Here is a 12850-nt window from a genome sequence, read left to right as displayed (position 1 = left end):
TGTACCCATGCAACATGACGCCCGCCCAATCATTGACAGTTTTGTCAGGCAATCCCAGGAGCCAACTATGAGCAAGAAAACGTTAATCAGTGCGGTTCTACTGGAGACGGATCGTGCCTGGGGGGACGATGGCTTTGGGGGCGAGCCTGATGAGTATGCTTGGCTTGCTGTGACGTTTGGCATCACTTATGACCAAGATGTGCAATGGCAGCTCATTCTGGATCACGCTTGCGATTGTCTGGAGGATGATGACCTCGAGGACGAAGAGTTGATGTCATTTCTAGCGAATGACGACGCTGTGATGCGTTTTCTCAATACATTCCTTGAAATGTACCAACGCTCATCAGCGGTATTTCCTCGTTCAGCATATTGATGACCTATCCCAGCCACACGGGTGGCAAAGTCGACGCGGTGGACGTTGTGATCCGCGAGAAAAAAGACAGGTGCCATTACTGGCACCATTTCAAATTGCGCGACAAAACTTAGCGCTAGAAACACAAAACCCCAGCAAGGCCGGGGTCTGTGGGGGTTGTTAAAGGTGCCTTCTGACGCCGATACCAGCCCCACTCAGCCGGCGTTAAGCAGTCAAACCTACTTTTCGCAACGACTTCAATTTACGCCTGATCAGAAAACTTGTCGAATGACTGCTGATTTATCGAGCACCGCCCTTACAGCAAAGCTGCCAGAAGGCGCTCGTTATCGCCTGCGCCTATGCGTTAGCACCTGCTCTAAAGGTATTGTCTCTGAGCGACCGGCCCGAATATCAGCCAGGCGCCGCTCAGCAATACTCAAATCTTCAATATCGTCGAGATGCAGCTCAATGGCTTGGGTGACGTAAAAGGCTGCGGACCTGCCAGTGGCTTGAGCGAGTTTTTGAAGGCGTTCTTCAAGATCAGGTGGCAATTGAACCGTAAGCATTGATGAGCTCCTGAGCTAACCATTACGCGAGTGTAGCAAAAGGCTGATTCCTCTCGGTCTATTTACGGTTGTCTCGGTGCTCGGGGTGAGTCGCCTCATGCAGATTATCGGCGCGGAATCGATGTCCTCTCCACTAGCTCCAGCAGCCCTGACAAGCCCATCCTGCCAATCTCCAACTGCAAACTGTAACTCTCCACGATTTTGCCACCCAGCTTGTTGAGCGCATGTTCAAGCAGCTGATAATGATGGTTGTGCTGATCCTCGTTTTGCCATTCACTGAGCATGTCTCGAGGAATAGGAGCAGAGGTAGAGACTGCTTGGGGGATGAAATATGGATAGAAAGTTTCGCTATCGATATCTAGGCCTGCTTCAGCAGCCACGGAAGCAAAGTTCATGGACATCGAGCGAGGCCGGTGCACAATCCATTTTGGAGCGTGTAGGACGTTTGCATCGATGAGCAGTTTGACTGGAGAAGCCTCGATATAGCTCTCTAGGTTAACAGGAATGAGATAGAGGTCGGGGCGGAAGCGGCCTAAGAAGCCCTTAGGATCTGGCTTGGGGGGCGCGTTGGTATCAGGCGCGGAGGGCCATATGAATGAGTCCTTTGCGAGCCTGTTGGACACGTCCACAAACACAATTTCCCCACGCGATGGGCGATATCCAAGGATCTTTTCTGGGCTCAAATCGGGACATTCAATCCGCAGTGGTTCGAGAAGCATTGGGACTATCTCAGCACCGTGCCGAGCTTCTTCATATTCAGCGTGAAGGTACTTTGTCTTCATGTGCAGTGACTTTGCGGTTGCGGCCAAATTCATGCATAGACTGGTCACGCCAGTGCCACCTTTCGGGTTGACCACTGCGATGATGAGCCCGTCCTTGGGCAGTTCAACCATCGGCTCGATGTTCTTGATGACCTTCGAACGTACTAGTTCTGTGATCCATCCCATTAGGAAAGGATCAACAGGGTTTGTACCGTTTAACCAACGACTGATCGTTTCAGGTGCAGTCCGCTTTTCATCTTCTCGCAACGCAGTGACCCGTTCTGCTAACGCCACGCCTGTCAGGTCGAGGTATTGCATCGCTTGTTTTAGAAGAGCCGCATTTGTCATGACATGATTCTCGGTCAATTGATGGCGCTGATAGATTGACCATAGATCAAGCTCCGTAGAGCGCAAGCTGATATGCCGGAGGGTTACGGAAAGATGACCCAGGGTAGTGTTGCAATCCAACAAAACTCGCTAAACCCGTGGGTTCGGGCAAGCAATAATAGAAGGACGTGCTTCGGGACCTCTTGGTTCGCGCAAGTAACTTGAAAAACGCCGTTGGAAAGCGCACCAGAAGTAAGCGTCTGGCGAACTCACCTTCCGAACTCCAGCTTTAAGGGCGATGGTGTCCGCGTATTTTTAAGCGGACGCGATTACCCTTATCGCCAGGATTCCCAAGCGCTGCACACGATCAGCGGCTTGTACGAGGTCGAACGCCAAGCGCGGGACATGAATGATGAAGATCGCTGGCGAATACGTCTGGAAATGGCGGTACCGATCATCAAAACACTGCATGACTGGATGTTGGCCCAGCGCGACTTGGTGCCCAACGGATCAGCCACAGCTAGAGCCCTCGATTACAGCCTGAAACGCTGGGTAGCGCTGACGCGCTACCTGGACGATGGGGCTGTGCCCATCGACAACAATCAGGTTGAGAACCAGATACGGCCATGGGCACTCGGACGCTCGAACTGGTTGTTTGCCGGGTCGCTGCGCAGTGGCAAACGGGCGGCTGCAATCATGAGTTTGATTCAATCGGCGCGCATGAATGGGCATGATCCGTATGCCTATCTTAAAGATGTGCTGACGCGGCTGCCGACGCAGCGGGCTAGTGATATCGGGCAATTGCTGCCGCATCAGTGGGTACCGGCCTGACTTACGCAAGGTGAGTTGGGCGGACGCTTACGCTCTTTCCGCGCCATCTGCTTCAAGCACGATGCCGGGTATAAACCAGCGATCCTCGGGGAGGACAAATCGAACGTTGGCATCGACTTCCGGATTCAGTAGCAAAGTGAGCGCCCAGCGAGGAATCGACAGGCTGGTGGAGATGTCCTCCAGAATATCTGTGCTGCTATAGGACACCCTATAGCGGGTCGACCAACGATACTCCTCTGGCGGAGCATCCATTAGAATTTGGCGTCCGTCGAGGGAAATCGATGTCAGTTTTCTTCGCTTACCGGCGTCGAGAACGTCTTGAGTTTCGACTGGTTCCGACTGAACGGCCACCGTATGCTGTTGGTCGTCACCAGGGGAGAAGAAGAGGTGCGCACCAGCGAGCTCCAGCTTTGATCTGATAAATGCGCGTACATCCGGATAGTCAGCTTTGGCGAGAAGGGACAACGGTTTGGCTATGTAGCCAGCTTTTGGCGAATCGCGCAGCGCGCCTTTGCTGTCGAAATAAATTTCGAAAACTATACCTGCTAGTACGTATTTCGAGATGGGGTCAGGGAACTGCTTAAGGCGAGTATCCAGGTTAGATATGAAATCCATAGCCTTCTGTGCGTTCCCACACGCGGCCTGATAGATGTTGCGACCTAAAACAAACCAAGAAGTGGGGGGGAAGTCTTCTCGGATGATCGTTCCTAGCTTTTCTATAGCAGGGTTCTGAATATACCAATTGTGTGATTGGAGAGAGCTGATTATGTCGTTGAGCTCACCAGGGGCATCCGCCTGATAGGTTGAATCTCGATAACCTTCCAACTGGATGGCGCCAGCTATCTCATCTCCAGGATCGGGAGCCGCATGGTCGGCCGGGGCTGCCTGGACAGGCGGCTCTGGGGCTACATCAGGAACCCTGACTGCATCGACCCCATGATCACCGGCTGCATGCTCCGCTGGAGGATCAACTTCAGGTATCGCTTCAGGAGCCGGTTCGATTTCCACTTCTGCATTTGCCTGTTCCAGCACGGACGTATTGATTTCAGCCGCTAGCCCTTCGCTTGCTACCAATTCGATCTGGATTGCAGCGGCGAGCTGGGCGACAGTCGTAGGGTCAGTTTTGGATAGACCCTGCACCAGGGTAGATAGGGTGCAAATCGAGACCTGCGGATGGCCGATTACCTGCTTGAATTCAGAAACCAGACGGGGATCGATAATCTTTAGATGAGGATTATTGTTTGGAATCGGTTTTAAGCCGGTACGCGTCATATCAAGTCGTTTTGCCGGCACGTAAACCCAGTCCGACTTCTCATCATTAGTCAAAAAGAGCACGTGAGCAAAGTCGTCTTTTCGCACAAGGCTATATTCAAGAATCTCCAACCAAATGATCAAATCGCCTAAGCGGTTTTCAGGTTTCGCTTCATCCCGAAAGCCAGGAGGCAACCGATGTTCAATCCGTGAAGGACCCTCTTTGGCCGCTCGGTCGCAGAGTTTGGCGATGGGCGATTCAAGCACAGCCGGCCCCAGATGCTCCTCAATTTCAGCGTGGATTTTGTCCGGGTCAAATTGGTGTTTGAACGCCTGCGTGTATTGTTTGAGGCCGTCTATAGCTTCACGGAAGCCCGCTAAATATTCAGTTCGGGTGCCGGAATAGGTGGTTGACCTGAGTACTGCGTCATCTACAAACAATGAGGCAGTATCGAGCATAGCCTCAAGGGCCTTCCTCGGCTGGTCGTCCCCTTTACTTTTTGGGGTGTAAGTATGAAGCAGGTTTTCTCTAACTCTTGCCAGATATTCACCTGCGCACCACGCTGGTAGATAAAGACGCTGCTCGCTAATTGCCACCACCGCCCAGTCAAAAAACTCTTGCCTCGCAGCGGAGTGGAGCTTGAAGAGGTATGACAGGATGTTGGTATCAATGAATATCAGGGTGTCTTTCGCTTTGGCCAGATTGGCAAGATCTGTGAGAAATTCGTCCTTGGTTTTCTTTAGAAGATTGAGCCCGAGCAGCATCGCTAATTCCTTGGCGTATTAATGTCCGCCCGAGCTTAACCCCACTCCCTACCCATATCCATACAGAATCGCTGCAAAACCTCACCCTAGAGGTACGACTTCATAGGCGACACGCCTTTAATGTCGGGGTCAGGAAGGTGCGTTGGCCGGACGCATACACTCATCGGCCTGGCTCGGAAGGTGTGTTCGCAGGCCCCTTACGGCGAAATTCGGAAAGCGTCCGGCGAACACGTCTTGCGTAGTTAAACGGGCGCCCACTTATGCGGCAGCAACTCCGTAATCTCACTTGCCCGCCGCGTCGGAAGGCGAGCCAGAATATCCTTCAGATAGGTGACTTCGCCGGACGCTTACCACCAGAAGCCTCTCTGGGTCGGTGAAACATTAGGTTTTATGTCTAGAGCACCGCTTAAAGTGGTCACCAAATTTGGTTATGGTCCCGGTTACTCGCCACAAAATGTCCCTAAAGGGCGAATGTATTACTGGTGTTGGTCATTGCTGGTCTGCGGCGTAGCCTCCTACGCTACTGGGCCTCCATCGTTTTGCTGTCGTAGCTAGCGCGCAGCTGGGAGCCAACCGTGCAATGGCGTCCGGTGGGCGCGTAACAGGAACGGCAAACCATGATGTGGTTGAGGTATTGATCGCGTGCGTTGCGCCACTCAGGCGTGGCACTGGCAGCGCTGGTGTGCGTGATAGCAACGAACGGGAGTAGACGCTCGACAGGTTTGGTCAGCACTAAGTGCGGGCGAGACTGAGGGCAACTCACCAGCTTCTGGGAGGTAGTCCCTGCAATGGTCGGTGGCACATGATCGAGCAGGCCGGATAGGAGGCTCATTACGCCGCCTCGCCTGATTCGCCATACATCCAAAATGTGTCTGTGAAAATAAGTTGGGGGAACGGGGGAACGGGGGGAACATCCGGTGTTTCCAAGGCTTTCAGAGGGGGTTTAAGTTCCCCATGTTTTTTTGTGGGGAACAGTGATAACCAGATGCTCATGAATGCAGAGTCTCTTATCTTCAAAAACATGTTTGTGTTCCCCCTGTTCCCCATACATCCAATAAGGGGGAACGGCTACAGGCCACGGATTTACTTGCCGTTCCCCCGTTCCCCCGGTTCCCCACAAAACTAGGTTCCTGTGAATTTGGGCATTGGCGTTTGGTGGTCATACACTGCCCCCTTCGGCGTCCATGACCTCGGGATCAATCACGTACAGCCGGAGCGAGCCGCCACCGGGAACGCGGTATTTCTTGGTCTTACGGCTATCCCGGTCGGTGTCGCGTTTAGCCAGGGCGCCAGCACCGTCGAGCGCCTTAATCACTCGGCTTAGGCCGTACCCGTGCGCGGCCTCGACCAGTGCCGACCTGTTGAACAGGTAGAAGCGCTTACCCATTGATAACTCCCAGTACCCGGCCCGGCTGAACACCTTGGTGTCATCTTCTGATGCGTTTACGTCGGAGAAGCGGCTGCTGCTGTGCTTGTCGAGGAAGTCGTGGATGCCGGATAGGATCTGGCGGTCTTCAGCATTGCCACTGCCCACGCGACTCAGCCACTCGCTATATAGCAACTGGCAATCGGCCAGGGAGCTGCCTTGCGTCCAAGGCAGCAGGCCGTAGTTGATGGCCATTTCTCCGGCCAGGGCAATGACGGCGAAGCGATCCGCTACACGTCCTGCTTGAGCGTTGTCCTCGGTGAACTTGGCGCGGATATCGGCGAAGTCTTCCAGCAATCCGGGGCGGTCATAACTAGCGAGTAGAGTCTCCACGAATGCTGGCCCGATATGCCCATGGTGGGCGCCGACAGCAACGGTCAGCAGGCGATGAAAGTCCGCTCCCATAAGACCGTGCAATTCATCGAAGGCGCGGTGGGTGCGAGTACCGGCGTTCACATCTACCATGCGCAATTCAGCGCCAGCGTGGGCCGCATTGCCGCCGATGGCCGCGTGTTCGGATAATGATCGTTCGCCGCTGGATAGAGTCAGCAGGCGCCAACTCAGCTTGGCCCGCCCCTCGCGCTCACGGGTCATGGTGCCTTTGCCCTGGCCGTTCGCCAGTGAGTAGGCCATTTCCTGCACGCGCTTGGGATCGGCGCGCTTGATCTCGTCCAGGGGTAACAGGGTGTCATTGCGTCCCGAAGCCTCGATCTCCAGCCCGCCCTTGGTCATATCCCATGACGCGGCAAAAATGCCGGGATCACCCCATACCGACGAGCCGATTAATTGTGCCAGCGACTTTCCGCTAGAGCTGTCGCCCACCAAGTGAACGCCACCGCCCAGCACGCCCACCAAACTCAGCAGTGGGCCAGCCAGCGCGCATCCCACCGCTAGGGTGAGTACCGGGTTGCCCTCGCATTTGGCCGCGACTTCGGTTTTCCAGCTCTCTAGGTCACCGCGCAGGCTGAATAGGTTCTGACCTTTGCCGCTGGCTTGATAGCGCACCTTGTCGCTGCCGATGGTGCGACCTGGCAGTACAAAGGCGCCCGACTCATGCCAGCCCGGTCGGCATGTAGTGGCGAATACCTCGGCGGGGCTCTGCTCCAACAAGTACTCCATGAACGCGCCACGTTTCTTGAGCGCAATGATTACGCCCATACCGAACAGTTGGCGCCTGGCGTCCTCGCCGCTACCGCCGAACACCTCCATGGGAATGATCCATTCCTTGATGCCGCTCTCGGTCACCAAGCGCAGCAGGCGTCCCTCGCTGCCGTCGTCGCTGTTGGTGGTGCGAGCGGTCACAGTCACGGGGGTGGAGATCCATTCGTCAGTGATCGGGCGGTCTGTCTTGTCTTCGTCGGCATCATCGGCGGCGGTGCGCTTAAAGCCATGCCAGTACACACCGGGTTTCAGCCTGCGGCCTTTCTCGCTGCTCACCCAATTCTCGTAAACGGCCCAGCATGGCCTGTCGGGAGCAACTCTCACTGTCCGATCAACGTCAAGTTCTGCGAGCTGATCATTGATCTCTCGCTCTCGTCCTACGGCAGTTTGTAACTGCTCCAGATCGATGGCGCTCAGAGCCTCTCCACGGTCTAGTTGAGCGGCAGCAATGGTCTGGATCAGTCTTGCCTGATTGCGGGCGCTCTCCAAAGACTTTCGCTTGTAGTCGAGTCGTGCTGTGTCGCTCAGATTTCCCGCAAACAAGTCCTTGAGTTCAAGGCCGACAGCGGTGAGGACATCAGAGGTAGCGCAGCCGCCGAAGCAATGAATCAGTACGCGACCGTCAACGCCAGACGCCACGCTTAACGATGGTGACTTGTCCTGGTGTGCAGGACATTTGGCCATGTAGTTATTCGTTGCTGACCGTCTCACTCCATCCAGTCTGGGAAGTACGAGACTATGAAGCGGATCGTCACCCATGGTTGGCGCTCCCGACGAAGGCTCGATAGCCCCGGCCATTGTTCACCGCATGCCAATAGGTCAGCTCGTCGATTGAGTCGACCAGGCAGGCCGTCGCCTGAGCGTCAGCGCTCCGCATAGCTACGTGCCCGCAATCAGCGTCGATCTCGGTCATAAATGGCTCCGGTAGCGCCTTGGGCGCCTTCGGTTTGGTGACGTAGAACAGTTCGGTGGCTTTCTTCGGGCAAGCCGATCCCGCCAGCGCATCAGCGCCGTTTTGAATTTTCATGGTTTACACCCTCAGGTCTTGGGCGTTGAGCGTGTTTTCTACAGTTTCTTTGGCAATGGTTGATTGCGTGCTCATTGGGCGTACCCAACAGACTCCAGGGTGCGTACCTGTTCCATGTGGTTGTTGTAGCGAGCGAGACGGACGGACAGGGATGAGTTTGCCCGGAGGGCGCTCAGGGCCATGCTGCGGTGAGCAAGTGCGCGGATTTTGTACGGATTGAGGCGGAGGATGTGTTGCATGGGTACAGCTCCTTTTGCTGGGGAGCCGCCACCTTCGTGACCAAACGAATGGAGGCGGACTGTATGCAGGTTGGTCAACCGGGGCAAAAGGAACCCGGCAGGCGCGTACGCCTCCCACACACAGCCGCCATAACTCGAAACGACGGGCACAAAAAAAGCGCCTGCGTTCTTATGGGGCGCTTGTGCGCCTTTTGCTTTATCGAGTGACCAAACCCAAATCGCTGAATTTGCAGCGACGGGCGAACCATACCGTCGCTGAGCGAACTTGGCAACACTCGGGAATGATTGAACGGGCGTCATACGGCAAACTTCCGTAGGTGTTTGTTCTGCAGGTTACGGACGTATTGATGCAATGCCGCCTTGCGCTCAGCAAAGTCCTTGCCCTGACCTATCAGGAGCGCATCACGGTTTTCTACCAGCATTATCAGCTCAAGCTCAGCCTGGCACAGCTGGTCACGGTCGCGCCCAGTGAAGGTCCCGGTAATGACCTCGTTGATAAGCCTGGCCTCGTTCATGTAATGGTGCGGCTTAGTGATCTTGCCTATGGCCTCATGGGTCAATGACAGGGCGTCACACAAGCTCCGGTATCCGATAGCGGCCTGGCGGCGAGCCATAGACCGCGAGTTGAGTTCGCCGCGTACCAAGGCGTCTACCTGTTCGTCGCACCAGATTTCAAAGTCTACTGAAAGCCATCGGGCAAACTTCACCGCCAGTTTTGGATGGAGCCAAGTGCCGCTGGTTGAGGTATTGCCACGCCGTGTGGTCACCAGTGTAATGTCGGATTCCCCGATATTACTTTCCGCCATCCGCTCGGAAAGCCTCTCGATATATTCCTTGGTCGAGTGGAGTTCTAGCCAGTGCGCTGGTTTCCTACCGAAGCGTTCCGCGATCTCGGTCGCATGAAGCCAGCCATCTGCGTTGAACCGCACGGCTTGACCCTCGTAGTCGAAGGGGATGATTCGAGCGCTCATACCCTAACCTCGGCTGGCGGGTTGGTACAGGGGAAGTAAAGAGCCATTCCTCGATGCGTGCGGCCTTGATCGTCAGTCAATGCAAGGGTGTGTTTCAGTATCTTGTGGCCCAGGCCGAGCAGCTCTTTGATGCGGGTACCAGGGCGGAAAATGTTCAACTCACGAATGGCGGTGAAGGTGTCGATAGGACCGGCTTGCAGGCGCTCTAAAAGACGAGCGCGCTTTACCGTTCCGCCGGTATTCTCTACGTGAGTATTTTCGAGGCTGGCCTGTTGGTCGGCCATTTTTTTGGCTTTCATTTATGCCGCCTCCCCTCGCAGGGCGATGCGCTGGCGCACCCAGGCCTGAACCTCGGCCAGCACGAAGCCAACCGGCGAACCGCGTGACTTGCTGTTGCTCAGCGGTACTGGGCGAGGGAAGGTCGGGTCATCTTTGAGGCGCTTGTACACGGTGGGGCGGGCGAGGCCGGTGATGGCCTCCAGATCTGGCATACGAATGAGTGTGTTGGCTGGGTCGAAGTGTTGCGTCGCTGCGACAGAGAACTGAGTAGGGGTATGAACTGTGTGCATTTTTTTATCCCGCTTTATGTTTGACGGGATAAGCATGTACAGGTCTAGATTCTAGATCGCCGCAATTGCGGTAACTTCTTCCGCAATTACGGTGCCGCCTGAATTACTCGCGGATCTTTCCGGCCTTGTTCGCCGCCGAGAAAATACTATCTAGGGTGCGTTTGCTAAGTCCTCGGCCCTCCCACCTTTCAAGGATTGCATCCTTTATCCCCGACTGCTTCAAGCCATTTGGTCTAGCGTTTTTCACGGGCTCCTCGAGCATCCCAAGAAGGGCCGAGATCGTCAGGAAATGTGAGGGTTTCGGGTCGTTTGGCGATATAGGGGCGGACACAGACTCATCCTTCAACAGTTGATCCTCCAGTTGCCTAATCGCTTCATTTCGCACAACAAGTCTGCAGTCTGATGGTAAGCGGGAAGCTGGATAGTAGTTATCTATCTTCTTGTTTGCTTTCATCCTTTCAGAAAACTGAACGCGTTGATTGCTATGCCACTCGCGTATTTTTTTCGCCTTTTCGGGCTCAATACCCTCGGCGGCAATATGATCTTCAAGGCTTCTCAGGTGTGCGAGAGAGCCAGAAGAATGTTCGTTTTGGTCGAAGCTTTCTAAAAGCTGATAGATCTGGCCATCATCCCCGCGCAGGAATGGCCCCTCCAAATTCATTAAGGCAATATCAGGGCCGTCTGTAAGTTTTTGATAAAAGTGCTCAATATCCAACTCTTCAGCGCCCCACATGGTCAGGTCAAAGACTCCGTGCATGACAAGTGGCTCTTGGTCGCCGTATTGCACAACCGGTTGGAGAACCTCTTCCTCATTAAGCAGCACGCCGATCAATACAGTGTAGGGTTGGCTGTCAGGAAAATGGCTTCCATCAGAAGTGAATGTCCGCGCAGACTCCAGCGGCACACGCTCCCAAAGCTTGCCTCTGGCGTGATTTACGAAGTCCGCTGAAATTGTCAGATGGCCATCCAAGGCGAGCCGTAACACGTCAGCCGGAGATACCTCCTCATCAGCAACGCTGGATAGGCGCCTTGCGGTCTCCTCAAGCGTAAGCCACTTCTTTAGTTTGAATAACTTCTTCATGCCCGCCCCCTGTCGTCGACGCATTGATTTGCCTCATCGAAGGGCAACCTTGAATAAATTTAGCTGTTCATTTGCACAGTAATATTTTCAATCTATATCTGTCTATGCGGACAATGGAAGGGCCGCATCAGGCCCTCTTGATCGACACGACATTGCCCTTGGCTAGGGTGTCCTGATAGTCGGCGTACCACTGCATCATGATCGTGCGCTGAGCCAGGTACTGGGCTTTGTTGTAAACACCGGCCACCCCCTCTTTGATGTGCGATAGCTGCGCCTCGATGTGGTTTTCGTCGAAGCCGTGTTCGTTGAGGATCGTTGAGGCGATGTGTCGGAAACCATGCCCGGTTTGGCGCCCTTCATAGCCCAGACGGCGCAGGGCCATCAGAAACACGGTGTTGCTGCGGGGCTTGGTAGTGTCGCTGCGACCAGGGAACAGCAGTGGATAACCTCCAGTGAGATTGCGCAGGCCACACAGCAATTCGACAGCCTGATGGGGCAGGGGCACAAGATGTTCGCGGCGGCGCTTCATTCGCTCGGCAGGGATGGTCCATAGCGCTTTGCCCAGGTCGAACTCATCCCACTGTGCCTCTCTCAGTTCAGATGGACGACAGGCGAGCATGGAAAGCAGTTGTAGGCCGATACGAACGTCAATTGCGCTCGGGTAGGCCCGGATGGCTCTCAACAGCGGAGGCAACTCATCAAGGGATACATGGGCGTAGTTCTCGACCGGCTTGGTTAGCAGGAACTTATGCAACCCCTCAAGCGGGTTATGAGTGGCGCGACCGGTGACACGCGCTAGGTCATAGATTTCTCGGCACATACCACGTACGCGGCTGGTCTGCTCGACGATGCCGGTTTGCTCCATGCCACGCAGAAGCCCCATCCATTCCATTGGGAGAATGGCGGTATAAGGGCGCTTGCCTAACACGGGAAATACATGAAGCTCCAGCGCGCCGATGGTTCTGACTGCCGTTCCATCCGTCCAGCTTTTACGCTTGTTGGCGTACCACTCACGGGCCAGATGCTCGAAGGTATTGTTGGCGGCTTCAGCTTCGGCAGCCTTTCTGGCGAGCTTGGTTGCCATGGGGTTACCGCCTTGCGCTGCATCAGCTTGTAGCTCTGCCGCTTTTTGGCGGGCTTGGGCGCCTGTCAGTTGGTGGTCACATTTGCCGTAACCGCCAAGGCCAAGCCATGACCATTTGCCGTCTGGTTTCTTATAGCGTAATTGCCAGGCCTTATTGCCGTCGGGACGGACGCGCAGGTATAGGCCGCTACCGTCGAGTTCGCGGTATTCCTTGGCTTCGGGTTCCAGGGTGGCGAGCACAGTATCTGCCATTGGCCGCCGCTTGATCTCAGAGCGCTTCATTCCCTTGTATCCCTCAGTTTCAACTTGTATCAAAGGGTACATGAGGGGATACACGAAGAGAAGAGATAGGGGGAGATAAGGAAATACAGCCAGAAACAAGAAAGCCCGCACGGGGCGGGCTTCTTGGGGTGTTTCGTAGACTGTCTGAGACAGGTCT

Annotated in this window: 13 protein-coding genes and 1 pseudogene; 2 read left to right on the top strand and 12 right to left on the bottom strand. The window is 54.9% G+C overall.

Annotation, left to right across the window (positions count from 1 at the left end; translation table 11 throughout):
• The first annotated feature begins 67 nt into the window (after positions 1-67).
• Positions 68-373 (top strand): hypothetical protein, encoded by a 306-nt coding sequence (locus tag B347_RS0114655; protein WP_033387797.1) that lies wholly within the window; start codon positions 68-70, stop codon positions 371-373.
• Between the two features lie 323 nt (positions 374-696).
• Here B347_RS0114655 and relB read toward each other — a convergent pair whose 3' ends face one another.
• The gene (relB, locus tag B347_RS0114650; protein WP_019410442.1) at positions 697-918 is read right to left on the bottom strand and encodes a type II toxin-antitoxin system RelB family antitoxin; all 222 of its coding nucleotides are present in this window, start codon (positions 916-918) and stop codon (positions 697-699) included.
• Between the two features lie 104 nt (positions 919-1022).
• Complete coding sequence (locus B347_RS0114645) at positions 1023-2027, bottom strand: hypothetical protein (protein WP_019410441.1); 1005 nt, start codon at positions 2025-2027, stop codon at positions 1023-1025.
• A 330-nt stretch (positions 2028-2357) separates the two neighbouring features.
• Between B347_RS0114645 and B347_RS0114640 the strand changes: the two are divergent.
• A pseudogene (locus B347_RS0114640) lies at positions 2358-2837 on the top strand (IS66 family transposase); the annotation flags it as partial.
• A gap of 27 nt (positions 2838-2864) precedes the next feature.
• Here the strand turns inward: B347_RS0114640 and B347_RS0114635 are convergent.
• The 10 genes from B347_RS0114635 to B347_RS0114585 form a co-directional block, all read right to left on the bottom strand.
• A complete protein-coding gene (locus B347_RS0114635) occupies positions 2865-4853 on the bottom strand; it encodes a PIN-like domain-containing protein (protein ID WP_019410439.1) in 1989 nt (662 codons plus the stop codon).
• A 520-nt stretch (positions 4854-5373) separates the two neighbouring features.
• A complete protein-coding gene (locus B347_RS0114630) occupies positions 5374-5685 on the bottom strand; it encodes a hypothetical protein (protein ID WP_019410438.1) in 312 nt (103 codons plus the stop codon).
• A 327-nt stretch (positions 5686-6012) separates the two neighbouring features.
• Positions 6013-8199 (bottom strand): DUF927 domain-containing protein, encoded by a 2187-nt coding sequence (locus B347_RS0114620; RefSeq protein ID WP_033387787.1) that lies wholly within the window; start codon positions 8197-8199, stop codon positions 6013-6015.
• The gene (locus B347_RS0114615) at positions 8192-8467 is read right to left on the bottom strand and encodes a hypothetical protein (RefSeq protein ID WP_019410435.1); all 276 of its coding nucleotides are present in this window, start codon (positions 8465-8467) and stop codon (positions 8192-8194) included. The genes B347_RS0114620 and B347_RS0114615 overlap by 8 nt, the downstream gene beginning before the upstream one ends.
• 71 nt (positions 8468-8538) lie before the next feature.
• The gene (locus tag B347_RS26580) at positions 8539-8706 is read right to left on the bottom strand and encodes a hypothetical protein (RefSeq protein WP_157786889.1); all 168 of its coding nucleotides are present in this window, start codon (positions 8704-8706) and stop codon (positions 8539-8541) included.
• A 296-nt stretch (positions 8707-9002) separates the two neighbouring features.
• Positions 9003-9677 (bottom strand): KilA-N domain-containing protein, encoded by a 675-nt coding sequence (locus tag B347_RS0114605; protein ID WP_019410433.1) that lies wholly within the window; start codon positions 9675-9677, stop codon positions 9003-9005.
• Positions 9674-9976 (bottom strand): helix-turn-helix domain-containing protein, encoded by a 303-nt coding sequence (locus tag B347_RS0114600; protein ID WP_019410432.1) that lies wholly within the window; start codon positions 9974-9976, stop codon positions 9674-9676. The genes B347_RS0114605 and B347_RS0114600 overlap by 4 nt, the downstream gene beginning before the upstream one ends.
• Positions 9977-10246 carry a helix-turn-helix transcriptional regulator gene (locus tag B347_RS0114595; RefSeq protein WP_019410431.1) on the bottom strand — a complete coding sequence of 90 codons (270 nt, stop codon included), beginning with the start codon at positions 10244-10246 and terminating at the stop codon, positions 9977-9979.
• Between the two features lie 103 nt (positions 10247-10349).
• The gene (locus B347_RS0114590) at positions 10350-11327 is read right to left on the bottom strand and encodes a hypothetical protein (RefSeq protein ID WP_157786888.1); all 978 of its coding nucleotides are present in this window, start codon (positions 11325-11327) and stop codon (positions 10350-10352) included.
• 127 nt (positions 11328-11454) lie between these two features.
• The gene (locus B347_RS0114585) at positions 11455-12693 is read right to left on the bottom strand and encodes a tyrosine-type recombinase/integrase (protein ID WP_019410429.1); all 1239 of its coding nucleotides are present in this window, start codon (positions 12691-12693) and stop codon (positions 11455-11457) included.
• Positions 12694-12850 lie beyond the last annotated feature (157 nt).

The organism is Pseudomonas psychrophila HA-4 (genome assembly GCF_000282975.1).
Taxonomy (GTDB): Bacteria; Pseudomonadota; Gammaproteobacteria; order Pseudomonadales; family Pseudomonadaceae; genus Aquipseudomonas; species Aquipseudomonas psychrophila_A.
Note: the sequence above shows the minus strand (reverse complement) of the source record. Positions and strands in the feature narration are given on the sequence as shown.

Excerpts from the sequence above, each read along its gene's own strand:
- B347_RS0114600 (WP_019410432.1), bottom strand. The coding sequence starts at position 9,976 with ATGAAAGCCAAAAAAATGGCCGACCAACAGGCCAGCCTCGAAAATACT.
- B347_RS0114635 (WP_019410439.1), bottom strand. The coding sequence starts at position 4,853 with ATGCTGCTCGGGCTCAATCTTCTAAAGAAAACCAAGGACGAATTTCTC.
- relB (WP_019410442.1), bottom strand. The coding sequence starts at position 918 with ATGCTTACGGTTCAATTGCCACCTGATCTTGAAGAACGCCTTCAAAAA.
- B347_RS0114655 (WP_033387797.1), top strand. The coding sequence starts at position 68 with ATGAGCAAGAAAACGTTAATCAGTGCGGTTCTACTGGAGACGGATCGT.
- B347_RS0114585 (WP_019410429.1), bottom strand. The coding sequence starts at position 12,693 with ATGAAGCGCTCTGAGATCAAGCGGCGGCCAATGGCAGATACTGTGCTC.
- B347_RS0114590 (WP_157786888.1), bottom strand. The coding sequence starts at position 11,327 with ATGAAGAAGTTATTCAAACTAAAGAAGTGGCTTACGCTTGAGGAGACC.
- B347_RS26580 (WP_157786889.1), bottom strand. The coding sequence starts at position 8,706 with ATGCAACACATCCTCCGCCTCAATCCGTACAAAATCCGCGCACTTGCT.
- B347_RS0114615 (WP_019410435.1), bottom strand. The coding sequence starts at position 8,467 with ATGAAAATTCAAAACGGCGCTGATGCGCTGGCGGGATCGGCTTGCCCG.
- B347_RS0114605 (WP_019410433.1), bottom strand. The coding sequence starts at position 9,677 with ATGAGCGCTCGAATCATCCCCTTCGACTACGAGGGTCAAGCCGTGCGG.
- B347_RS0114645 (WP_019410441.1), bottom strand. The coding sequence starts at position 2,027 with ATGACAAATGCGGCTCTTCTAAAACAAGCGATGCAATACCTCGACCTG.
- B347_RS0114620 (WP_033387787.1), bottom strand. The coding sequence starts at position 8,199 with ATGGGTGACGATCCGCTTCATAGTCTCGTACTTCCCAGACTGGATGGA.
- B347_RS0114630 (WP_019410438.1), bottom strand. The coding sequence starts at position 5,685 with ATGAGCCTCCTATCCGGCCTGCTCGATCATGTGCCACCGACCATTGCA.
- B347_RS0114595 (WP_019410431.1), bottom strand. The coding sequence starts at position 10,246 with ATGCACACAGTTCATACCCCTACTCAGTTCTCTGTCGCAGCGACGCAA.